Annotated in this window: 27 protein-coding genes and 1 pseudogene; 7 read left to right on the plus strand and 21 right to left on the minus strand. The window is 63.3% G+C overall.

Annotation, left to right across the window (positions count from 1 at the left end; genetic code table 11):
• Window positions 1–9: 9 nt before the first annotated feature.
• The 14 genes and pseudogenes from ACU5AZ_RS04625 to ACU5AZ_RS04690 all read right to left on the minus strand — a co-directional run bounded on the left by ACU5AZ_RS04625 (window position 10) and on the right by ACU5AZ_RS04690 (window position 10,672).
• Window positions 10–582 (minus strand): phage tail tape measure protein, encoded by a 573-nt coding sequence (locus ACU5AZ_RS04625; RefSeq protein ID WP_446824859.1) that lies wholly within the window; start codon window positions 580–582, stop codon window positions 10–12.
• 227 nt (window positions 583–809) lie between these two features.
• A pseudogene (locus tag ACU5AZ_RS04630) lies at window positions 810–974 on the minus strand (rcc01693 family protein); the annotation flags it as partial.
• 41 nt (window positions 975–1,015) lie between these two features.
• Window positions 1,016–1,384 (minus strand): gene transfer agent family protein, encoded by a 369-nt coding sequence (locus tag ACU5AZ_RS04635; RefSeq protein ID WP_446824860.1) that lies wholly within the window; start codon window positions 1,382–1,384, stop codon window positions 1,016–1,018.
• Window positions 1,384–1,791 carry a phage major tail protein, TP901-1 family gene (locus ACU5AZ_RS04640; RefSeq protein WP_446825915.1) on the minus strand — a complete coding sequence of 136 codons (408 nt, stop codon included), beginning with the start codon at window positions 1,789–1,791 and terminating at the stop codon, window positions 1,384–1,386. Before ACU5AZ_RS04640 ends, ACU5AZ_RS04635 begins: the two co-directional genes overlap by 1 nt.
• A gap of 191 nt (window positions 1,792–1,982) precedes the next feature.
• Window positions 1,983–2,381, minus strand: coding sequence for a DUF3168 domain-containing protein (locus tag ACU5AZ_RS04645; protein ID WP_446824861.1), 399 nt, complete (start codon window positions 2,379–2,381; stop codon window positions 1,983–1,985).
• Window positions 2,378–2,713 carry a phage head closure protein gene (locus ACU5AZ_RS04650; RefSeq protein ID WP_446824862.1) on the minus strand — a complete coding sequence of 112 codons (336 nt, stop codon included), beginning with the start codon at window positions 2,711–2,713 and terminating at the stop codon, window positions 2,378–2,380. Before ACU5AZ_RS04650 ends, ACU5AZ_RS04645 begins: the two co-directional genes overlap by 4 nt.
• A gap of 2 nt (window positions 2,714–2,715) precedes the next feature.
• The gene (locus ACU5AZ_RS04655; RefSeq protein WP_446824863.1) at window positions 2,716–3,285 is read right to left on the minus strand and encodes a head-tail connector protein; all 570 of its coding nucleotides are present in this window, start codon (window positions 3,283–3,285) and stop codon (window positions 2,716–2,718) included.
• A 261-nt stretch (window positions 3,286–3,546) separates the two neighbouring features.
• Window positions 3,547–4,791 carry a phage major capsid protein gene (locus ACU5AZ_RS04660; RefSeq protein WP_446824864.1) on the minus strand — a complete coding sequence of 415 codons (1,245 nt, stop codon included), beginning with the start codon at window positions 4,789–4,791 and terminating at the stop codon, window positions 3,547–3,549.
• A 21-nt stretch (window positions 4,792–4,812) separates the two neighbouring features.
• Window positions 4,813–5,511 (minus strand): HK97 family phage prohead protease, encoded by a 699-nt coding sequence (locus ACU5AZ_RS04665; protein WP_446824865.1) that lies wholly within the window; start codon window positions 5,509–5,511, stop codon window positions 4,813–4,815.
• A gap of 228 nt (window positions 5,512–5,739) precedes the next feature.
• The gene (locus ACU5AZ_RS04670; protein WP_446824866.1) at window positions 5,740–6,054 is read right to left on the minus strand and encodes a DUF6107 family protein; all 315 of its coding nucleotides are present in this window, start codon (window positions 6,052–6,054) and stop codon (window positions 5,740–5,742) included.
• Between the two features lie 489 nt (window positions 6,055–6,543).
• A complete protein-coding gene (locus ACU5AZ_RS04675) occupies window positions 6,544–7,692 on the minus strand; it encodes a phage portal protein (protein WP_446824867.1) in 1,149 nt (382 codons plus the stop codon).
• A 225-nt stretch (window positions 7,693–7,917) separates the two neighbouring features.
• Complete coding sequence (locus tag ACU5AZ_RS04680) at window positions 7,918–8,547, minus strand: glycoside hydrolase family 19 protein (protein WP_446824868.1); 630 nt, start codon at window positions 8,545–8,547, stop codon at window positions 7,918–7,920.
• A 108-nt stretch (window positions 8,548–8,655) separates the two neighbouring features.
• Complete coding sequence (locus ACU5AZ_RS04685; protein ID WP_446825916.1) at window positions 8,656–9,936, minus strand: DNA-packaging protein; 1,281 nt, start codon at window positions 9,934–9,936, stop codon at window positions 8,656–8,658.
• A gap of 163 nt (window positions 9,937–10,099) precedes the next feature.
• On the minus strand, window positions 10,100–10,672 hold the full coding sequence (locus ACU5AZ_RS04690) for a hypothetical protein (protein ID WP_446824869.1): 573 nt from the start codon (window positions 10,670–10,672) through the stop codon (window positions 10,100–10,102).
• 338 nt (window positions 10,673–11,010) lie between these two features.
• Here ACU5AZ_RS04690 and ACU5AZ_RS04695 point away from each other — a divergent pair, with 338 nt between their 5' ends.
• Genes ACU5AZ_RS04695 through ACU5AZ_RS04710 form a run of 4 tightly spaced genes read left to right on the plus strand, consistent with a single transcriptional unit; the run spans window position 11,011 to window position 13,504 of the window.
• Window positions 11,011–12,012 carry an IS1595 family transposase gene (locus ACU5AZ_RS04695; RefSeq protein ID WP_446824870.1) on the plus strand — a complete coding sequence of 334 codons (1,002 nt, stop codon included), beginning with the start codon at window positions 11,011–11,013 and terminating at the stop codon, window positions 12,010–12,012.
• A 20-nt stretch (window positions 12,013–12,032) separates the two neighbouring features.
• Entirely contained in the window at window positions 12,033–12,791 is a 759-nt protein-coding gene (locus ACU5AZ_RS04700; protein WP_446824871.1) for a hypothetical protein, read from the plus strand.
• A complete protein-coding gene (locus ACU5AZ_RS04705; RefSeq protein WP_446824872.1) occupies window positions 12,778–13,371 on the plus strand; it encodes a hypothetical protein in 594 nt (197 codons plus the stop codon). Before ACU5AZ_RS04700 ends, ACU5AZ_RS04705 begins: the two co-directional genes overlap by 14 nt.
• The gene (locus ACU5AZ_RS04710) at window positions 13,343–13,504 is read left to right on the plus strand and encodes a DNA-binding protein (RefSeq protein WP_446824873.1); all 162 of its coding nucleotides are present in this window, start codon (window positions 13,343–13,345) and stop codon (window positions 13,502–13,504) included. Before ACU5AZ_RS04705 ends, ACU5AZ_RS04710 begins: the two co-directional genes overlap by 29 nt.
• Before the next feature lie 31 nt (window positions 13,505–13,535).
• On the opposite strand, the gene ACU5AZ_RS04715 is transcribed toward ACU5AZ_RS04710, so the two are convergent.
• Both ACU5AZ_RS04715 and ACU5AZ_RS04720 read right to left on the minus strand, forming a co-directional pair.
• The gene (locus tag ACU5AZ_RS04715; protein ID WP_446824874.1) at window positions 13,536–13,895 is read right to left on the minus strand and encodes a hypothetical protein; all 360 of its coding nucleotides are present in this window, start codon (window positions 13,893–13,895) and stop codon (window positions 13,536–13,538) included.
• Window positions 13,896–13,924: 29 nt separating this feature from the next.
• A complete protein-coding gene (locus tag ACU5AZ_RS04720) occupies window positions 13,925–14,137 on the minus strand; it encodes a hypothetical protein (protein WP_446824875.1) in 213 nt (70 codons plus the stop codon).
• 209 nt (window positions 14,138–14,346) lie between these two features.
• Between ACU5AZ_RS04720 and ACU5AZ_RS04725 the strand changes: the two genes are divergently transcribed.
• Entirely contained in the window at window positions 14,347–14,628 is a 282-nt protein-coding gene (locus ACU5AZ_RS04725; protein ID WP_446825917.1) for a type II toxin-antitoxin system RelE/ParE family toxin, read from the plus strand.
• A gap of 17 nt (window positions 14,629–14,645) precedes the next feature.
• Window positions 14,646–14,957 carry a HigA family addiction module antitoxin gene (locus ACU5AZ_RS04730; RefSeq protein WP_446824876.1) on the plus strand — a complete coding sequence of 104 codons (312 nt, stop codon included), beginning with the start codon at window positions 14,646–14,648 and terminating at the stop codon, window positions 14,955–14,957.
• 1 nt (window position 14,958) lies between these two features.
• Here ACU5AZ_RS04730 and ACU5AZ_RS04735 read toward each other — a convergent pair whose 3' ends face one another.
• The 5 genes from ACU5AZ_RS04735 to ACU5AZ_RS04755 all read right to left on the minus strand — a co-directional run bounded on the left by ACU5AZ_RS04735 (window position 14,959) and on the right by ACU5AZ_RS04755 (window position 18,856).
• Window positions 14,959–15,321: a carboxymuconolactone decarboxylase family protein gene (locus ACU5AZ_RS04735; RefSeq protein WP_446824877.1), complete on the minus strand. Its 363-nt coding sequence runs from the start codon at window positions 15,319–15,321 to the stop codon at window positions 14,959–14,961.
• A gap of 85 nt (window positions 15,322–15,406) precedes the next feature.
• A complete protein-coding gene (locus ACU5AZ_RS04740; RefSeq protein ID WP_446824878.1) occupies window positions 15,407–16,039 on the minus strand; it encodes a LysE family translocator in 633 nt (210 codons plus the stop codon).
• Window positions 16,040–16,125: 86 nt separating this feature from the next.
• Entirely contained in the window at window positions 16,126–17,175 is a 1,050-nt protein-coding gene (locus ACU5AZ_RS04745) for a hypothetical protein (protein WP_446824879.1), read from the minus strand.
• Between the two features lie 79 nt (window positions 17,176–17,254).
• Window positions 17,255–18,307, minus strand: coding sequence for a hypothetical protein (locus ACU5AZ_RS04750; RefSeq protein WP_446824880.1), 1,053 nt, complete (start codon window positions 18,305–18,307; stop codon window positions 17,255–17,257).
• A 75-nt stretch (window positions 18,308–18,382) separates the two neighbouring features.
• Entirely contained in the window at window positions 18,383–18,856 is a 474-nt protein-coding gene (locus ACU5AZ_RS04755; RefSeq protein WP_446824881.1) for a YcgN family cysteine cluster protein, read from the minus strand.
• A 128-nt stretch (window positions 18,857–18,984) separates the two neighbouring features.
• Here ACU5AZ_RS04755 and ACU5AZ_RS04760 point away from each other — a divergent pair, with 128 nt between their 5' ends.
• Window positions 18,985–21,177 carry a transglycosylase domain-containing protein gene (locus ACU5AZ_RS04760; protein ID WP_446824882.1) on the plus strand — a complete coding sequence of 731 codons (2,193 nt, stop codon included), beginning with the start codon at window positions 18,985–18,987 and terminating at the stop codon, window positions 21,175–21,177.
• Window positions 21,178–21,187: the final 10 nt, after the last annotated feature.

A 21,187-nucleotide genomic window follows, 5' to 3' on the forward strand; every position in this document is an offset into this window, starting at 1 on the left:
GCGGCCCCCTCACGTGTTGCGCTGTCCGCGGCTCACGGTCCGCGCCAGCATCGCCGAAATCTGCGCCTCGGATTTGCGGAAGCTCGCCGCATCGCTCGCTGTCACGTTGAAGACGATCTGCGTCGACCCGCCGCCCGCAGCCGCGACTCCCAGCGAACCGTCGCTGCCGCGCTTCAAGGGCAGGATCGCCTCGGCGCCCGCCTCGCCCATCAGGCCAAGCCCGCCGCCATGGGCGAAATAGGTCGGCTGCGACACCACGCCACCCGAGGCGAACGGTTTTACGCCGCTGACCACCCCGCCATCGGCAAAGCCGAACAGCGAACCGAGCGCTGACGACAGGCTGTTCGCCGCACTCGAGACCAGCGTCTCCAGCGGCTTCAGCGCGCTGTTCAGCGCCGCAGTCGACAGCCGCGTCGCGAGCCCCCTCAGCACATCATCGAGGCCCTGGCCGCTGACGGTCGCCGATTTCAGCGCCCCGGTCAGCGCCGACCCGAACGCATTCGACCGCGCCTCCAGCCCGGCCAGAATATCATTCAAATCCCGCGCCTCGGACGCGAGATCCCGTGTGTCTTCGATGTCCATGGGAAATTATTCCTGTTTGATTGACCGGATAGTGCGGCGTCCTGATCTGCAATGGCCATTTCCCCTCCCCAACCCCTCCCCACAAGGAGTAAGGGCTTACCCTGCCGAACGATCTAGTCAGGGGCGAAAAGCGCTGCGGAACACAATGGTCCCAGGCTTGGCAAAGGGGTATCCACGATGAAGCCCCTCCCCCTTGTGGGGAGGGGTTGGGGAGGGGCATCTCCACCTCACCCATCCGGAAACCGCGCCATCAACCCTTCCAACTCCGCCCTTCCCGGCCCACTGCCCTTTTGGGCAAGCCCACCGGTCATGGCGTGAAATTCGATTGGCGACAGCGCCCAGAAATCCTTCGGTGACAGCCGCAGCAGGCAGAGCCCGGCATGCATGACGCCCTTCCAGGGAAAGGCGTCCGCCGCCGGCCGGTCCGCGCCTGCTACGGCCCCAGAGGGTCCGGCCCGGTCTCGCCTTCCGCACTGCCAAAGGTCACGGCCAGCAGTTCGCCGGCGATCCGCGCGAAACCCGCGACCCCGCCCTCGACGCTTGCCGCCGCCACCTCGTCGTCGGTGTAGAGATTGCCTCCGCCCCGCAGTCCGGCGCCGATGATGCGGATCATGTCGGCCGCCTTCAGCCGGCCGGAGGCGAAGCGTTCGGCAACCCCGTTGAGGCTGTCGGCGGCAAAGGCCGTTTCCAGCTCCGCCAGCGCGCCAAGCGTCAGGCAAAGCACCCGCCGCTCGCCGTCGATCGTCGCCTCGATCTCGCCGCGATGGCGGTTCGCCCGCCGTCCGTCCGCATAGCCCGCCATCACGCCGCTCCGAACGAGAGTTCACCGGCCGATTCCAGGGCGATCTCGAACAGGATCTCGCCATTGTACTGTCCGGAATATTCGAGCGCGGTCACCTGGAACGGTCCCGTCAGCGTACCGAAATCCGGCACGACGATCTGCCAGGACAGGATCGCGCCGTTGAAGAACGCGCCCCGGACGGTCTCGTCGGAGGACTGGTCCTTGAAGATGCCCGCGCCGGACAGCGAGGCCCGCTGCACACCGGCACCCGCCAGCAGTTCCCGCCAGCGCCCGGCGCTCTCCGCGTCCGTTACATCCACCGTCTCGGCGTTGAACGCCAGCTTCTTCGACCTCAGCCCCGCCACCGTCTCGTAGCCCGCGCCGTTATGGACCTTCATCAGCAGGTCCTTGCCCTTCTGCGCCACCATCATCTGTCCTTTCGTGAAAAGAACCCCTCCCCACCCCCTCCCCACAAGGGGGAGGGGCTCCCTTGCAGCAGCATGGATTCCAGAAACTCAACATTGCTTTGAGCATGGGAATTCTTGTCATTTTCGCCGCAACGCCGGCGGCTCAAGCCCCTCCCCCTTGTGGGGAGGGGTTGGGGAGGGGAAAACAAACCTCACTCCGTCACCGCCCGAAACGTGATCTCCGCCTTGAACGCCCGCCCCTTCGGCTCGCGCCGCACCCGTGTCGACTGGTGCAGCAAGCTGACCAGCGTCGCCCCCGAAAGCGCCAGCGCCGCGTCATGCAAAACGCTCCGGACCGCCCCGGCGATCGCGTCCACCTCGCGCCGACCCGGCTCGTCCGACCAGGCCTCGATCGTCATCAGGTGCACCTCGCCCGCCTCGGTCGAGGTCGAATTGTCCCGCGACACCATCTCGCCGATCACCAGGTAGGGCCGCGCCTTCCCCGTCAGCTGCCGGTCATGGATCGCATCCGGACCGACCAGTCCGGCAAGCACCGCATCTGCGGCAAGCGCCGCATGAACCGCCTGCAGCAGGGCATTGGCCGCGCTCATAGCTTTTCCTCCTCGCAGTCGCAGACGAGAAACCGCCGCGTCTCGTCCGGATCGCGGTAGCCGAGAATGCGGAAGATGCGCGAGCCCTTGCGGAAGCGTTTGGCGAGCGTGATGTCGTCGCGGTAGCGCATCCAGATGCGGTAGGCGGCAATGCCGAATGCGGCGCCCGCCCGCTCGGTCTCGCGCAGCGACACCGGCTCGATGCGGGTCCAGAGCGAAGCAGCGACGCCGTAGGTCCGGGTCACGCCGCCCTGCCCGTCGAAAATCTCCTCCGGCGCCTCCAGCGCGAGCCGCGCCGTCATCGCACCGGGATGAGGAAGGGAGTGCGCCATGGTCACAGCCTCCGCATCCGGTAGGGCGCGATCAGCGCCTCGTATCCGGCCGGCACCGCCGCCGGCTGGTTCTCGAGCGCCACCGCGCCGCGGAAGGAATACATCTCGCTGACATGCAGCAGCATGGCGCGCTTCAGGCCATCCGGCACATCGGTTGCCGCGTCGCCGAAGCCGGCGGAAAAGTCGATCTCGATGCCGTTCGCCATCCGTCCAGGCCTCGGCGGATCAGCCAGCATCAGCCGCGCCGGACGCGCCGCGCCATCAAGCACATGGCCGGCAAGCACGGCCTCCGACGGCGTGCCGTCAGCGCCGTAAACCGTCACGGTTTCAATGGCCTGCACCGGGCACCTGTCAATCTGAATCACCCCGTCCGCCGGCCAGTGGTCGAGGTAAAGCCGGAAGCGCTGGGCCATCAGGCTGAGCCCGGTGACCGCCTCCAGGTATTCGCGAGCGGCGGCGATCAGGCTTTCGATCAGCGCATCCTCGTCGTCGCCGTCAATCCGCGCATGCGCCTTCGCCTCGGCCAGCGTCACCGCCTCGCCAGCGGGACCGGACAGTCTGAGATAGGTCATGAAATGTCTCCGGAGGATCGAAAAGAGTTGGCGGCCCCGGCGGGGAGGAAAACCGGAGCCGCCTACCGCCCGACGCAGAACGACCGGGCGGGATGTTCGAGCGTTAGCGCCTCATATCCGCGTGAATTGCCCCTCACCCAAACCCTCTCCCCTCAGGCGGGGAGAGGGAGAGGAAAGGTCGACGTTCTGGTCCCTTCTCCCCGCAAGCGGGGAGAAGGTGCCGGCAGGCGGATGAGGGGCAATCGCTTGAAGCGCTCCCAATCAGCTCGTCGCGAACTTGATCAGCTTGATCGCCTCGAAGTTCTGCACGCCGCCGCCGACACGCTTGGTGGTGTAGAACAGCACGTAGGGCTTGGCCGAATAGGGATCGCGCAGCACCCTCACCCCGGTCCGGTCGACGACCAGATAGCCGGCGCGGAAGTCGCCGAAGGCAATCGCAAAGGCGTCCGCCGCGATGTCCGGCATGTCCTCGGCCTCGGCAATCGGGAAGCCCATCAGGGAGGCCGCCTGGCCGGGTCCTGCCGGCGGCAGCCAGAGATAATTGCCGTCGGCATCCTTGAACTTGCGGATCCGCGCCTGCGTCTTGCGGTTCATGACGAAGGTGCCATTCTGCCGGTGGCCGGCCTTCAGCGCATAGACCGTATCGACCAGCACGTCGGAGGGACCGGAGGCGGCAAACGTGCCGGCCGCGCCCGTCGGGTAGTAGCCGATATTGCCCCAGCTCCAGCCGGCGTCGTCGACCTTGGTATGGGCGAGAAAGCCGGTCGGCTTGTTGGTGCCGTCGCCGGCGACGAAGGCCGCGCCCTCCTGCTCGGCAAAGGCAATGTCCACCTCACCGGCAATCCAGGCCTCGATATCGACCGCCGCGTCGTCGAGCAGCGTCTGGGTCGCCGCCGGCATGGCGTAGAGCTCCATGGTCGGAAAGGACAGCTCGGAGAAATCCGGCGTGGCGTCCTGCGGCCTGGCCGCCGTCTCCGCCACCCAGCCGCTCGCAAGCCCCGATGCCATGAACGGCTTCTTCAGCACAGAGCCTGACACCTGGCGCACCGTCGCCAGCGCCCGGATCGGCGAGACGGCGGAGAGGCGCCGGCCGATCTCGGTGTCCGTTTCGTCCGGCACCAGATAGCCGCCGTCGGAATTGGTGCCGGCGGCAAAGGCCTTCGCCTCCAGCTCGCGCAGCCCGCCTTCGTCACCGCGGCGGATGTAGCTTTCGAATGCCGCCTTGTGTTCGCCGGCCTCCGGCGACCCGCCGCCAAGCCGCGGGCGCGCCTTCTTCAGGAGGAACTGGTCGACGGTGCGCTTCTGGTCGTCGAGCGCCTTGTTGATGCGGTCGACCTTGTCGCGCGTCACCACGTCGGCGGTCAGCTTCTTCTCGACCTCGCCGAGCCGGCGGTCGTTTGCCTCGCGAAAGGCCTCGAAGGTCTCCATGAACTCCTCGAAGGCCTCGGTCATCGTGTCGGGCGCCGCCTTGATCTCGGGCGCGGCACGTCTTTGCATGTCGGTCATGCTCGTCTCCTTTGGATTGGATCAGTTTCGGGGCGACATCAGCCACGCTGCCCGACGCATCAGCGCCAGCAGTCGGGCCTCGTCCCCGTCTATGTCAGGATTGCCCGCCGCATCCCGCAGACCGGCCATGTCGTCGTAGCCCCTGGCGATCAGCCGCCGGGCCTCCTTGCGCGTCAGGCCGGCATCCCGCGTCAGCCTGCGCTCGATTTCCCGCTTCGTCGGCAGATGGCCGGCGAGATGCTTGACGCTCTCCACCCGCGCCGATGGCAACATCGGGAAGGTCACCACCGAGATCTCCCAGAGATCGGCCTCGACGATAGAGCGAACACCGGTCTTGGCGTCCGTTCTCGCCTTCACCGTCTGGAAGCCGATCGACAGCCCGTCCAGTGCGCCGCTCTTCATCAACTGATGCACCTCGCGGGCCCGCGTCACCCCGGTCGACAGGACGCCCTCGACGAAGAGCCCGCGGGCATCCTCGACAAGCCGGGTCCAGGAGCCGATCGGCTCGGCCGGATCGTGCTGGAACAGCATGCGCACCCCGCCCGCCCCGCGTGCGGAGAGCGACTTGCCAAACGCCCCGCGCTCGATCCGGTCCTTGCCGAGATCGACTTCGCCAAAGACGCTGGCATAGCCGGAAAAACGTCCGTCGCCGGTCACGCCGTTCAGCGTCAGATTGGCAAACTTGCACGACGCCGCGCCCGGCCCGTGAGCATGGTTCATGAGCGGATCTCCCTGGATCGAATGCTGTGATTGTTCGGACGGCGGGGTGAAATGCCCCTCCCCAGAAACCGCCCCTCCCCCAACCCCTCCCCACAAGGGGAAGGGGCTAAGCCAGCCGCTGCCGCCGCGTTTCAAATGAAGCGGGCGCGTGCCAAGTGTCTTCTCCCCCCTTGTGGGGGAGATGGCCGGCAGGCCAGAGGGGTATTTCTTGCTGTTACTCGCGGCCCCCTACCGCCGCGCGCCGTAGCGTTCGGCGAGCCTCGACAGGATGCCGAGCCCCCACCAGGCGCAGAGGCTGGCGGCCGCCGATCCCGACAGCATGACCTCGCTGCCGGACAACGTGCCGGCAAGCCCCAGCTTCTCCATCAGAAAGAGCCCGGCCGGGCCGCCGAAGATGATCCCGCAAACGAGGCCGGTCAGGAACCGCGTCGCCGCTTCCCGCCGGCTTTTCGGCAGCAGATAGATCAGCGAGACCGCGGCGCCGGCAGCGGCACCCGCCGCCCGCGCAGCCCACATTCCGGGCTCGTTGGCAAAGTCGGACATATTGTTAACCTGTTGGTGCGATACTGCTTTTACTCGCCTGAACGCTGCACGGACCGTGCACCGGGGCGGAAAGCCCCACGTCACGCAGAGTCAGGATCAGGGATTGCAGAATCCTTTGAATCGCTTGCGTCGATCCGCTGACAGTCTGAGTCAGCCACTTCACGCAAAGAGTCCGGTTCTTCAGACTTCGAGTCACGAAAGCGGACAATCCGATTCAGGACCCCGGCACAAAGCCCTGATCCTGAATCGCTTTCCACTGGCCAGCCGTCTTCAGAGATTGATTCATTTTCGGTGATCACGCCAACCACCCCCTCCCTCATCCTCGGGCTTGTCCCGGGGATCCAGCCGGCGAGCGTCCGCGAGCCGAAAAGACAAAATGGACGCCTACCCGCTCCCACTCTGTGAAAGGAGTCTCCCGAGCGATGGACATCGCGCCGCTGGATTCCTGTGACAAGCACAGGAATGAGGGAGCAAGGCCAAAGCCCTCCCTCAATACCCCACCGCCTGGCGCTTCTCCTCGTCCGACAGGAAATCCGCCGCGCCGATGCGGCTCCAGAGTTCGCCGCGCTCGACACCGAGACCGGCCACCTGGTCGAGATCGGGTTCAAAGCGCAGGGATCCGTCGGGCGCCAGCCACTGCGAGAAGCGGCTCATGGTGCGCGCCACCAGCGGCAGCACGGTCAGGCGGTAAAAGGCGCGGTTCGCCTCCTGGTAGTTGGCATAGGTGTTGTCGCCGGGAATGCCGAGCAGCATCGGCGGTACGCCGCAGGCGAGCGCGATGTCGCGCGCAGCACCATCCTTCGCCGCCACGAAATCCATGTCGCGGGGCGACAGCCCCATCGATTTCCAGTCGAGCCCGCCTTCCAGCAACAACGGCCGCCCCGCCCGCATCGGGCCGGAATAGCCGTCGTCCAGTTCCTGCTTCAGCCGGCGATATTGCTCCGGCGTCAGGTTGCCCCCCTCCTTCGGCTGGTAGATCAGCGCGCCGGACGGCCTCGCGGAATTGTCGAGCAACGCCTTGTTCCAGCGCGCCGCCGCATTGGAAAGATCGAGCGCCATGTGGGCGGCGGCCAGCGGCGCGAAGCCCAGGTGATCGTCGAGCGGATGGAAGAGCTTCATGTGCAGGAGCGATATCCCCTCGCCGTCCGCCGCAATCCGCCGCGTGCGCCCGCCGGCGCGGTAGTCATAGGCCGCCGCCCAGCCGTCCGGCCCTTCGACCACGCTGATGCGATCGGGCCGCAGGAGATGCAGTTCGCGCACCATGCCATCGAGGATCGCGGGCTCGATAAAGCCGTTGCCGGAGAGCATCAGCTGGCCGAACAGCGTTTCGAAAAACTCCGGCCCGCCCATGCGTGCGTTAGGCCGGCGGATGAGGTTGACGAGGTGATGCTCCGACAGCTCCTCCGCCCCCTCGTAGAGAAGCCACGGCACCGCCGCCGCCGCTTCCGCCACCAGCCGGACAGCGCAGTGCGCGACCGGATTGCGCATGAAGCCGTTTCGCGACAATTCGCCATAGGAACGCCCGCTCCAGTGCGCCTCGCAACCCGCCGCAATCGCGACCAGCCCCGAATGCGCCTTCTCCTCGGACACGCCAACCGGCGCCGCCGTCCTGAACGGCAGACGAAAAATGTTTCTCATGTGGTGATCGTTTCCCTGATTTCTGACTGCCGGCGTGGCACAGCGGCAAAACTCTTCCGTCATGCCGGACTTGATCCGGCATCCAGCCACCGCGCGTCCGCGCGGTGGAAAGACTCTGGCAGGCTCGCCACCTTACCAAGCCGTCAAATGAGTGCCCCGCGCGATCGACATCGCGCCGCTGGATCCCGGATCAGGTCCGGGATGACGATGCGGATAGGTCGCGCCTCACGCCGCCTCGGCGATCGTATAACTCACGGCCGAATAATAGGTCCGCGCATAGCCGGCGATCTGCTGCGCCCGGTCCATGCCGTTGATGATCCGGCGGGCATGCACCCAGTCCTCGTTCGTCTTCGAGAAATAATCGGCGAGTTTGTGGCCGGTGAACGAGCCCTTGATCATGCCGATGAACATGATCTTGATCGCCACATCCATCTCCATTGCCAGCTCCGGATGCGACACCAGGTCGACGCCGGTCTCCTTCTTCATCTTCTCGTAGTTGTATTTGTGGGTGAGCTGCACCAGCCCGCGGCCAAGCCAGCTCTTGCCGTCCTTGTCCTTGCGCCAGTATGGCTCCTTCACCCAGGAAAGCTTGCCGGCGTTCCAGGCGTTTTCCAGCCGGGCGATCGCCTTGTCGTCGGTCGGCGCCAGCGTCTCGCGCACCGGCTGCATGGTGCGCGCCGTCTCGTGATAGGCGGTCGCCAGCATGTAGGCCAGCCAGCGGTCGTCCTCCTTGGCGTAGCCCTCTTCCCAGGCATCCAGAATGGCGTTGTGGCCGTCCACCTGCGACTGGTTCAGCCCGGTCGAAAACAGCGTGTCATGCAGATGATCGTAGAAGAACTTGCGATTGATGCTCATGATGTCCCCCGGTTTGGCGCGGACTCCCCATTGGCGTGCATTCGTCCGCAAATACAATTTTAACATGCAATTTTGTCTCTGTACATGCGATGGCTGCAGCGCCGTGCCTCACACGCCCCTCACCTTCGGCTCTCCCGCCCCCTCCAGCATCAATGCCGTCAGGGCCCAGACCAGCGCGTCGAGCCGGTCCGGCGAGCGGCCGTTCGAAAGCCCGTCCGGGCCGAAATCGCACATCTGGTCTTCGAGCGCGCTAAACCGCCCGGCATGCACCACCCGGCCCTGCTCGTAGAGTGCGGCCACCGGTTCGGCGCGCAGGAATTTCCCCCGCGTCGCCCTCACCGTCGTCACCGGCAGGCCGGCATCGACCGAGCGCATCACGGCGGCCACCATGTCGCCGCCCTGGTTGATCTCCGCGACGATCCGGTCGGCATCGAAACGGCGATAGGCCCGCGCCGCGGCTTCCGCCCACCCGGACGGGCTCGCGCCCTCCACCGAGCAGTCGGCCAGCACGACGCCGCGCCCCGCCTCGTCGATCCCGGCGACCACGATCCCGCAGCACGACGTCTTGCCGGCCGCAGCCGGCGGGTCGACCGCCACGACGATGCGCCGCATCGGTCCCGCCGCCCTGACCGTCAACGCCTCCAACTGCTCGCGCCGCCAGAGCCCGTCCTCGCGGTCCTCGATCAGCTCGCCGCCGAGCTCCTGGCGCCCGAGCCGCGTCCCTCCATAGCGCGCCTCGAGCGCGGTGATGAAGCCCGGCGCCAGATTGCGGGCATTGGCCGCAGTCGAAATCTTGCGGACCACCGTGCCCGGATCGGCGATCAGCCGTTTGAGCACCGGCACCGCCCTCGGCGTCGTCGTCACCAACTGGCGCGGATGCGAACCCAGCCGCAGGCCAAACTGCAGCATGTCGAAGGTCTCCGCCGCATGCGTCCATTTGGCGAGCTCGTCGCACCAGGCGAAATGAAATTGCGGCCCGCGCAGGCTTTCCGGATCTTCGGAAGAAAATATGTAGGCCATCGCCCCGCTCGGCCAGATCAGCCGCCGGCGCGAAATCTCGAACACCGGCACGTTGCGCCGGGCAATCCGGCAGATGCCGGACACACCGTCGATCATCACCTCGCGGGCGTCGCCCAGCGTCTCGGCCACCAGCGCGATGCGCAGCTCGGATGCCCCGGCCCCGCTCGCCAGCGCGTGGACCCATTCGGCGCCGGCCCGTGTCTTGCCGGAGCCGCGCCCGCCCATCAGAAGCCAGCTGCGCCAGTCGCCCTTCGGCGGCTGCTGTTCGTCGCGCCCGGCAATCGCCCAGTCCTTCAGCAGTGCCGCCGCAATCGCCGGATTGGCCAGCAGCGCCACAATCCGCCGCTCATGACGGGCGATCCATCGCACCGCATTCGGCGCCATCGCCCGGCGAGCGACCGCCGCCATCTCATCGGCAAGCCGCCCCATCCAGGGCGCCACCGCAATCCATTCCGGGTTCGCATTTGCCCACTCGGCCCGCGCCCGCTCTCCGATGGTCCGTTCGGGCGCGCTTGGCCCCAACCACGTCCGCTCAGCGAACGCCGCCACCCGATGCTTGGCCGGTTCCGCCATCCCGTGAGGGGCGAACGTCACCCGCCTCGATCCCTCGACTATCTCCGACGCCATCACCCGCCGCCCCGGCCGGCGAATATCCGCGGTCCCGCTCATCAGCAAGGCGCGCCGCCCGTTCGTCGGCCCGCTCGTCGATAAGCGCCAGCAGCGCGTCGCGGGCGCGCTCCAGTTCGGCCGGATCGGCATGACGGTCTGCCTCCTCTTCGCGGTCGCGGGCAAGCTGGCGCTGCAGCGCGTCGATCTTTTCGAGCGTCCGGACGATCAGCGACATCGCATCCACCGCCGCCTTGGCGTCGGTCCGGCTCGCCGCCCCGTCCGCCTCGCTTTCGCCCCGCAGACGGCGGAAATAATCGAACTGCGCCCGCATCTCGCGCGTCATGTCATTGAGCAACCGGCGCAGATCGTCGCCGCCCTCACCCGACTTCACCTCCGGCGCATCCGCCACCCCGGCCTCCGACGGCCCGTCCCCATAGACGCGCCGCTCCGGCCAGAGCCCGAAAAGCCCCGGATCGAACCTGTCCAGATTGTCCATGAAACCTCCGATGGCATGGGCCAGATGGCGCAAGGCCAACCCCAGCTAATCTCCCCCCTTGCGGGGGAGATGCCCGGCAGGGCAGAGGGGGGGTAAGCCCCCTCACCCGCCCAACAAAAAAGGCCGGCAAAACCGACCTCAAAAACCCTCATTCCCGACACCGGAAACAGCCCCGACCTTCCCGGCCAGCCGCCGCATCCGGTCGCAACTTTCCGACTATACCAGAACCCTATCAGACCACCGTGACACCGTCAAGGATTATTTTCCCAATATTATCTTTGACAAACCCAAATTGATGTGAGATAAAGAATCCAAGAGGTTAGCTTTTGGAACGCGTCATGTCTGTTTTGTCGAGGGAATATTTTCACAATGAGGCCGCAGCCTTCGAGCATGTGGAAAGCATTCTGTGGCCGGAAGGTCCTGTATGCCCTCACTGTGGGAACGTAGACAAGCACTACAAGCTGGAGGGTGTTCGCTCCAAGCCTTCCAAGAAAAGCCCGGAAGGTGTCGAGCGCCATGGCCTATACAAGTGCGCTGCCTGCCGTAGCCAGTTCACGGTTCGCATCGGCACGATCTTTGAGGAAAGCCACCTGCCTTTGCATAAGTGGCTGCAGGCGATCCACCTTATTTGCTCTTCCAAGAAGGGTATTAGCGCAAACCAGCTTCACCGCGTCCTTGAGGTCACGCTGAAAACTGCTTGGTTCCTTGGTCATCGCATCCGCGAAGCCATGCGTGAAGGCAACCTTGGCCCGATGGGCGGCAATGGTAAGGTAGTCGAGGCAGACGAAACCTACTTTGGCAAGAAGTCTGGCCCTGCGCCGACCATGACGACAAGTGGTCGTCCGTTCACAAAGTCCGGCAAAACCGGCCCGTCGCATAAGCGGGCTGTTGTCGGTCTTGTAGAGCGTGGCGGTTCCGTCCGCACGCTCCACGTCGAAAATGCAAACAAGGAAACTGTTGCGCAGATCGTCACGGAAAACGTTCACCGCGAAAGCGATCTGCATACGGACGAAAGCAGGCTCTACAAGGTAGTAGGTACTCAGTTTGCCGACCACCAGACCACAAAGCATTCCGCTGGCGAATACGTCCGCTACGAGGGCGGCAAGGTCATTCACTCGAACACGATCGAGAACTATTTCAGCGTGTTCAAGCGCGGCATGAAGGGCGTTTACCAGCATTGCAGCGAAAAGCATCTGCACCGCTATCTGGCGGAATTTGATTTCCGTTACAACAACCGCGTTGGCCTTGGCATTGACGATGGTTCCCGTGCGTTGAGTGCACTGGTTGGAGCAAAAAATAAGAGGCTTCTCTACAAGGACTCATTTGTGGCATCCTTCTAGAACCGAAATAGGAAAGCCAAATGGCCCCACGTAAACCCATTGACGCAGAGTATCGGTTCCGGATCGATGCCTACAGTCCGGACACCATTCCTATGTCCAGACTCGCGGAATATATGGCCGAGCTTGCTGCCATTCTTGGCGAGCAAAGAGCGGTCCATTTCGAGCGTCTTGAGCGTGGCAGCACAGTGATCGTTCATAAAGTTGAACGGGAAGCTGTTCCGAAAGTGCGGGAGCGCACTACCGCTGTAAGACGAAATGAAGGCCCGCAGGATGCGTTGAAAGCGTATCGTGCGGTCAACAAGTTATTGCGCGATGACAATGCCATCGGCACCCTGCAGGAAAAGAAGGGTGTAATAATACGCTTCCCCGGTAGGGAACTCGTAGAAGAAAAATACCCCACCATTCGGCAGCAAGGAACATTAGACGGTGTTGTCGTTTCTGTCGGTGGTGCAGACAACACCGTTCATGTGCGGCTTCTTTCCGAGGGGGTCCCTGTTACGGGATGCTACACAAATAGCAGGTCGCTTGGCAAAGAGCTTGCCGCCAAGTTTGACGAGAACGTTCGCCTAATTGGCGTTGGAAGTTGGAGCCGCGACTCCGATGGAAAGTGGCAATTGGAGAAGTTCAGGATAGATGCGTTTGAAGTCCTCAAGCCGATATTTTTATCCGATGCGTTGGCTGAACTGCAAAAACTGCCGATAAAATTTGATCAGGCAGCTTATGACGAACTCAGCTTGATTCGTCACGGACCAGAAGGTGGCGGCAATGGTAGTCATTGACGCTACGACACTTATGCTCCTGCTGCAGCCCGGCGCAAAAACACCGGTCGACAAGGATGGCAACCCAATTTCGAAGCCGGTAGAGCGTCTGACGTATTTGGTGGAGAAGTTGGATAAGGCGAGAGCAAAGCTTGTCATACCAACCCCGGCGTTGAGTGAAGTTCTGGTTCGTGTTGACGCGGGCGTTGCGCAGACCCTTGTTGAAAAAATCAATGGTATGTCCGTTTTTCGGATTGAGCCTTTCGATGAAAGGGCCGCCATCGAGGTGGCCATTATGACCAGGAACTCTGCAGACAGCGGGAAACAGCCTAGCAAACGGGACGATAATGCAACTTGGGCGAAGCTAAAATATGATCGGCAAATTGTGGCTATCGCGTTGGTTAATCAAGCTACGGCTATATATTCAGATGATAAAGGTCTGGCGACTGTGGCAAAGCGCATGGGCATAAACGTCGTTGGATTGGCCGATATGGAATTACCTCCAGAAGATCCTCAGCTAAATATCAACTTCCCAGAAGAGGGCGCGATAGGCGTCGATTGCGAGAATTTAGATGACGAAGGTCAAGCAGCAGCAGATTGACAAATTCCGCGAAGCCGCCCGTCAACTGGAAACGGATGACGATGAAGCGCGTTTTGATCAGCGGCTTGGCAAGATCGCCAAGTCACCGCCGCCAAAAGAAGACGGAACCAAAGACAAGAAGCCCGCCAAGTGAGCGGGCTTTTTAATAGGGATTTCCATGTCAATCAGTTTGCGACCGGGATTGAAAACCATATCTTCGGCAGATCAACTACCAGCGTTCGTTCTGCTGTTTGAATTGGATCGTTCGGGGGCTCGGCGTCTTCCGGCAATCCTTCAGTTACCAATATCGGCGGATCGCGGTTTTCCTTCACCTCGTGGGGTATATCCCGAAGTGAAATTATTCGGACTGGCCGCATCCATCCTTGCTCTTTGTTTTCGATCCATTGCGGCACGAGCCAGTAACAACCTTCATGCTCTATCGTCTCGCATCGTGACAGGTGTTTTCCGATGGCTGTCATGGAAATCGTGATGTTGACCGGATCACGAAGCTTGTATTCGCTTGGTGGTTCCAAACTCTCCTCCAAGATACAACCTCCCTATTTATGGGCGACGTTTATTCGTGAGGTTTGTCTCCATCAAACGCATCATGCCATAGTTGATATGAGCTGTGTCCCGGATTTGGCATCATCGAAAACTGAAAGTCCTTCAACAGGGCAAGCGCTTCATTGACGGAATGTGGCCTCCCAGACGCAATTATCAGGGCATTTGCCAGTGTGGCGGCGATGAGCCTTGTTTGAGCTGCTACTTCCGCCTGAGTATTGTTCATTGCAGAATCTCCTAATTCAACCCATGGACTCAACATACCACAAACTCGCGTGGGTGTGTGAAGTATAATATTGGGATTATTTTCCTATCTTTGCATTTGATCTACCTTTCAGCGCCGCCGTCACCATCCTCATACCGGCCCTGTGTCCATCCGCATGGCACTTGAACTTACGATGTATCATGCTATGATACATGAAATCGAGGCGCCTGATGATCCGGTCTTACAAAGACGCCCGTACGGAAGCCGTTGCAAGGGGTCGGACGCCGAAAGGCTTTCCGGCAGATTTGGTGCGATCGGCCGTGCGCAAGCTGACCGTCTTGGAAAATGCCCGTCAGCTGGACGACTTGCGATCACCACCGGGCAATCGCCTCGAAAAGCTCAGTGGCAACCGCGCCGGTCAGCATTCCATCCGGATCAACGATCAATGGCGTATTTGCTTCATCTGGACACTGACAGGCGCGGACGCCGTCGAGATCGTCGATTACCATTGAAACCAGGGAGTTGAACCATGGTCAGCATTCTTCCAGAGGTCCATCCAGGAGAAATCCTCCGCGAGGAATATCTCCGTCCGCTCGGCATGAGCGCGGGCGCATTGGCGCGCAAGCTCGGCGTGCCACGCACCCGCATCGAACGCCTTGTCGCCGAGCAGACAGCCTTGACCACCGACTCCGCCCTGCGGCTCGCCAAGTATTTCCGCACATCCCCGGAATTCTGGATGAACATGCAGGTCAGCTATGACCTTAAGGTCGAAGCAAGGGAGAAGGCGGAGATGATCGACGCCATCGAGGCGATCGACCAGGACTACGCGCGCTCCGCCTAACCTACTCCGCCGCCTCAACAGGCGCCGAAAACTGCTCCCACGCCGCCATGGCGTGCGCGGCGTACATCAGCGACGGGCCGCCGCCCATGTAGATGGCCATGCCGAGGGTTTCCTCGAATTCGGCCTTGGTCGCGCCAAGCTTGATCAGCGTTTCGGTGTGAAAGCCGATGCACCCGTCGCAGCGCGTCGCGATGGCGATGCCGAGCGCCACCAGCTCCTTCACCTTCTTGTCGAGCGCGCCGTCGGCGGTCGCAGCCGTCGCCATCGCTGAAAAGCCCTTCATCACGTCCGGAATATCGCGTCGCAGCGTCTTGGTGTGGGCGGAAATGTCCCGGGTGATGTCGGGGTAGTATTTCGTCGTCATGTGGAGCTCCTGTAGAAACATTCGTTTTTCAATATGTTTCTACAGGAAGGCGCCCGGCCCTGATTTGCGAAAGATCAAGTCCGCCTCAGCGCGCCGTCGAGAAGGCGAACCAGACGGCGACGGCGGCAAGCATCAGGGAGAGCGCACGGCGGGCGAAACGCTCGCGCCGCTCGTCGGTCAGGATGGGGGTTAAAAAGCCGGCTGCCGCGACGATACCCGCATGGATACCGGTCGCGACCGCCACATAGACCGCCGTCAGGAGCAGCGTCTGGCCGAGCACCACGCCGGCCGGATCGATGAAGGCCGGCAGCACCGCGACGTAGAAGATTGCCGCCTTCGGGTTCAGGAGGTTGGTCACCAGCCCGCGCCGGAAGAAACGGCCATAGCCGTCATTGGCGCCGACGCCCGTCTCGCTGCCGCCGTCGCGCCAGCCGTCCCAGGCGAGATAGAAGAGGAAGGCGATGCCCGCCCAACGCAGCGTTTCGTAGACCAGCGTGGAGGATTGCACCAGTTCGGCCGCTCCCACCGCACCGGCAATGCCGATCGTCGCCAGCCCCAGCGCCACGCCGGCAACGGCCGCAAAGCCCTTCGCCCGCCCCTCCGTCGCCGCGGCCATGGCCAGCCAGGCCATGTTCGGCCCCGGCGTCAGCTCGATCAGCACGGAAGCGAGCACGAAGGCCGGCAGCTGGTCCGGCAGGTAGTCGGCAAGAGACGTCACGAACACTCCGAAAAGGGGCAATCACCGGATCTCGTTCCGGCCCGCATCAAGACATTGAGCATTCTGCCTTCGAAGCGTCCTTGATTTCAATCACCGACCAGTTCGGAGAGGTCTTCTTCGGCCCGGTAGGGTTCGGCGATCTCGAGGATCAGCCTGCGCACGCTCTCCGGCATCGATGCCCCGCGCCCGGCGACGCCCTTGTTCAGCCGTTCGCCCCTGGCGGTCTCGGTATCGGCAAAGGCCTCCGCCAGCTTGGAAGCGTCCAGATAGTCCGGCCCGACATAACGCGCGATCCGCTCGGCAAGCCCCGGCTTATCGTTGAGGAAGTCCTTCTCGTAGGACACCCAGAGCGGCTTGACGAAGCCCATCCGCTCGCATTTCTTCCAGGAGAGATAGAACTGCAGGAACCAGTGCGCCTGCAGGTGCACCAGCGCCGTCAGGCGCGTCTCGTCGTCCATCTCGTGATAGCGGTCCGGCAGCGCGTCGAGGAAATAGTCGACATCGGCATTACCGGTGGAGCCCTTCTGGCGTGCCTTGCGGAACATGTCGTCGAGGCTGACGATCGAATCGAACAGGTTGCGATAGGTGACGATCGGCATGATGTTGAATGTCTTCAACTGCCGGCAGAGATAGGGCGTCGCCCGCACATGGTGCTGCGCCACATAGCCCCGCTGGTTCAGCCCGTGGCGGATCAGCGCCAGCTCGTCGGTTTCCTGCTCGCGCAGCACGATGCCCATCGCATAGGGCGTCTGCATGTAAAGGGTCGCGGCCATCAAGTTGGCGCCGCCAAGGCTCATGGTCCGCCTCAACGTGCCGCTGATGAAGGTCGAGGCCGATTTCGGCGCGCAGGCCACCAGGATGTTCGGCTGCCTGGCCCGCGCGGCCGAGAGCTTCGCCCGCATCAGGAGCTCGGAAAACTGGTCCAGGTTGAACGCCAGCCGCGAAACCACCTCGTCATCCACATCGGGAAGGAAGAAGGGATTGGTCAGCGAGAAGACGCTCGCGGCGGCCAGCTGCTCGCGCGGATCGAGCTTGCCCAGGAATTCGTTGCACTTCGCCTCGACAAAGGCGAGGTCCGGACTTTCCGAGATCTTCTCGGCAAACTTCAGCAACAATGCCTTCGTTTCTGGGTTCATTGCCTTCCTCTTTCTTCCACTCGACACCAGGCAGGGCGACGGCTTGGGGCCGAACGTCGATATCTGCCGGTCGATATTCTCACGCCCTCTCCGGCCCCAGCATCAGCGAAAAATCCGCCTCGTCGCGGAACGGCGCGAAGGCCTTCAATATCCGTTCGCGCGGTCCGGTCGGGATCTTTTCGCCGCGGCCAGCCACGCCCTTGTTCCATTGCAACCGCCCGGCCTCGGGGTCGGCCGAAAGCTCGGCAAGCACCGCCTCGGCCGACAGGCCGAAGCCGACATGGGCGGCGATCCGCCCGGCCATCGCCTGGCGGTCGCCCAAGAGGTCGCGCTCGTAGGAAATCCACAGCGGCTCCACCATGCCGCGCTGCTCCAGCTTCTGCCAGTGCATCAGGAACTGCACGTACCAGGCCGCCCGGTCGGCGAGGAAATCGAAGCGGTCCTCGTCACTCATTTCCGTGTAGTGACGAGGAAAGCCCTGCGAGAAATAGCTGACCTCGGGGTCCTCGCCCGCCTCGCGTGAAACCTTCTGCATGCGCTTGAACTGGTCGTCGATCGACACGAACGTGTCGAGGATATTGCGCACGGTGACAATGACGCGGACCTTGTACTGCGCCAGCTGCCGGCAGAGGAAAGGCGTCGGCTTGATGTGGTGCTGGGCGATGTAGCCGACGCCGTTCAACCCGTTGCGGATCAGCGCCAGTTCGTCCACCTCGTCTTCCCTCAAGATGCCGTCCATCATCCCGAGCGTCTGCGGCGTTGCGATATTGGCGCCGAGATAGACGGTCGGGAGTTTTGCCGCCCTGGCGACGGCGACGAAGATGAAGGATGAGGCGGATTTCGGCGCGGCGGCCAGGAGAATGTTCGGCTGGGCTGCATTCGCCGCCGTCAGCTTCAGCCGCATCACCCATTCCATGAACTGGTCGGGTGTCGCCTTCAGTTCCGGCACATTGCCGAACTCGGGCAGAAACAGAGGATTGTAGGCCGTCAGCAGCGAGGCCACCTTGACGATCTCGTCGCCGGGAAACTTTGCCAGCAGGGCGTGGCCCTTCTCGCGCACCGCGACGGGATCGGACATCACGGCAAAGCCGCGCAGAAAAATTCTGACCTTGTCCTGCATCTCGTCCAGCATTGCGCGCCTGTCCCCTTCACTCGGGGACTCCCTTCGCACAAAGAACTGGTCCGAGGCTGGCGAAACGACCGCCGGTCAGGCCTTTTCCGCGCCCTCGCCCACCGTCAGCGGCCAGTCGACGATGTAGTCCTCGTAGTCCTCGACATCGACGTCATCCTCGCTCACGGTGCGGCCGCGGGCCGAGATGCCGGCGGCATGCACGGTCTCCGGATCGCCGGAGACCAGCGGGTGCCACCAGTAGAGGTCATGCCCTTCCTCGATCAGCCGGTAGCCACAGGTCGGCGGCAGCCACGGGATTTCCGGCACGCTTTCGGGCGTCAGCTGGATGCATTCCGGCACGAAATCCTTGCGGCTCTCGTAGTGGCGACAGCGACAGCTCTGATCGTCGAGCAGGGTGCAGGCGACCGAAGTGAAGGCGACCTCGCCGGTATCCCAGTCCTCGAGCTTGTTGAGACAGCACAGGCCGCAGCCGTCGCAGATCGACTCCCACTCCTGCGGGCTCATCTCGAGAAGCGTCTTTTCTTTCCAGAAGGGCTGTTTGTCCGTCACTCTATCGCCTCGGCATCATGGGGAAATCCCGGTTAACCCTGGTATGTCTTCTGTGTCAGTGTGGCACCGGCGGCACTTTCCAAACCGACCCCAACCGTTATAATCCCGCCCGGGTTAACCGCCGGCACATGCCGCCCGGCGGAGGGAGCGACGGCAGCGTGCAGGATCCTTTTTCATCAGACGAGCGCCCGCGCAAGAAGCGCTTCCTCCTGCTCAAGATCGATGCCGCGCTCGATTCCTTCCTGTGGAATGCCGGCTTCCGCATCGCCGACACCTGGGAACGCATCACCATCTTCTTCCGCCGCTTCCGCATGTATGGCTGGAAGCGGGCCGTCTTCGAACTTCTCGGCGAGGCCGCGACCTGGGGCACCGTCGGCGCCGTCCTGATGCTGACGCTGGCGCTTCCCGCCTTCCAGGCCACCAACAAGGATTGGCGCAACAGCGGCGACTACGCCGTCACCTTCCTCGACCGCTACGGCAATGTCATCGGCCATCGCGGCGTCATCCACCAGAACTCGGTCCCGATCGAAGAGATGCCGGATTATCTCATCAAGTCGGTGCTGGCAACGGAAGACCGCCGCTTCTTCGACCATTTCGGCATCGACGTGTTCGGCCTCGTGCGCGCCATGGGCGAAAACGCCAAGGCCGGCAGTGTCGTCCAGGGCGGCTCGACGCTGACCCAGCAGCTCGCCAAAAACCTGTTCCTGTCCAATGAACGCTCCATCGAGCGCAAGATCAAGGAAGCCTTCCTGGCTCTGTGGCTGGAGGCGAACCTCACCAAGAAGCAGATTCTCTCCACCTATCTCGACCGCGCCTATATGGGCGGCGGCACCTTCGGCGTGGCGGCGGCGGCGCGCTTCTACTTCGGAAAGGACGTGCGCGAGGTCAATCTTGCCGAGGCGGCCATGCTCGCGGGCCTCTTCAAGGCGCCGGCGAAATATGCGCCGCATGTCAACCTGCCGGCAGCGCGCGCCCGCGCCAACGAGGTGCTGACCAATCTCGTCCAGGGCGGCTTCATGACCGAAGGCCAGGTGGTCGCCGCAAGGCGCAATCCGGCCACCGCCATCGACCGCGACGCCAATGAATCGCCAGATTATTTCCTCGACTGGGCCTATGACGAGGTCCAGCGCCTCGCCTTCCGCTTCCCCGAACATGCGCTGATCGTGCGCACCACGCTCGACATGGGCCTGCAGCACGCCGCCGACCAGGCCACCGAAGCGAGCCTCCGGGAATACGGCCAGAGCTACAAGGCCAAGCAGGCAGCCCTGGTGATGATCGAAAACGGCGGCGCGGTGCGCGCCATGGTCGGCGGGCGCGACTACGGCGAAAGCCAGTTCAACCGCGCCACCAAGGCGCTGCGCCAGCCGGGCTCGTCCTTCAAGGTCTACACCTATGCGCTGGCGATGGAAAAAGGCCTGACGCCGCAATCGACGGTCGTCGATGCGCCGATCACCTGGAACGGCTGGTCGCCGCAGAACTACGGCCGCAGCTATGCCGGCCGGGTCACTGTCGAGACGGCGCTGAAGAAATCGATCAACACCATTCCGGTCCGCCTCGCCAAGGAGAAGCTCGGCATCGACGGCATCGTCAAGATGGCGAAGGACATGGGTGTCGAGACGCCGATCCGCGCCAACAAGACGATTCCCATCGGCACGTCGGAAGTGACCGTGCTCGACCAGGCGACCGCCTATGCGGTCTTCCCGGCCGGCGGCTACCAGTCGCGCCGTCACGGCATCTCGCAGATCCTCTCCTATGACGGCCGCCTGCTTTACGACTTCGAACGCGACGAGCCCGCAGCCAAGCGGGTGATTTCGGAGCAGGCCGACGCCTACATGAACCAGATGCTGACCCAGGTGCCGGTGTCCGGCACGGCGCGCGCCGCCGCCCTCGACCACGGCATCGTCACCGCCGGCAAGACCGGCACGACGCAGGCCTATCGCGACGCCTGGTTCGTCGGCTACACCGGCAACTACACGACCGCAGTCTGGTTCGGCAACGACGACTACACCTCGACCAACCGCATGACCGGCGGCTCCATTCCGGCCCGCACCTTCAAGCGGCTGATGGACTACGCCCACCAGGGCATCCAGCTGAAACCCATTCCCGGCATCGAGGACCCGCTGCCGACAGGCGACCGCACGCCGATCACGGTCGCGGCCGGCAAGAGCAACACCCCAGACGACGGCTCCCTGCCGCCGCTGGTGCGCCCCCGCTCGCTGTCGCCGGAGACGACGAAGCTCATCCGCACGATCCGCGACGACCTCATCAAGGCCCCGCCACTCACCCCGCCCGACCCGCAAAAGGTCGCCAGCGTGCGATAAGGCGCCTCCT

This window comes from Rhizobium sp. PAMB 3182, assembly GCF_052908355.1.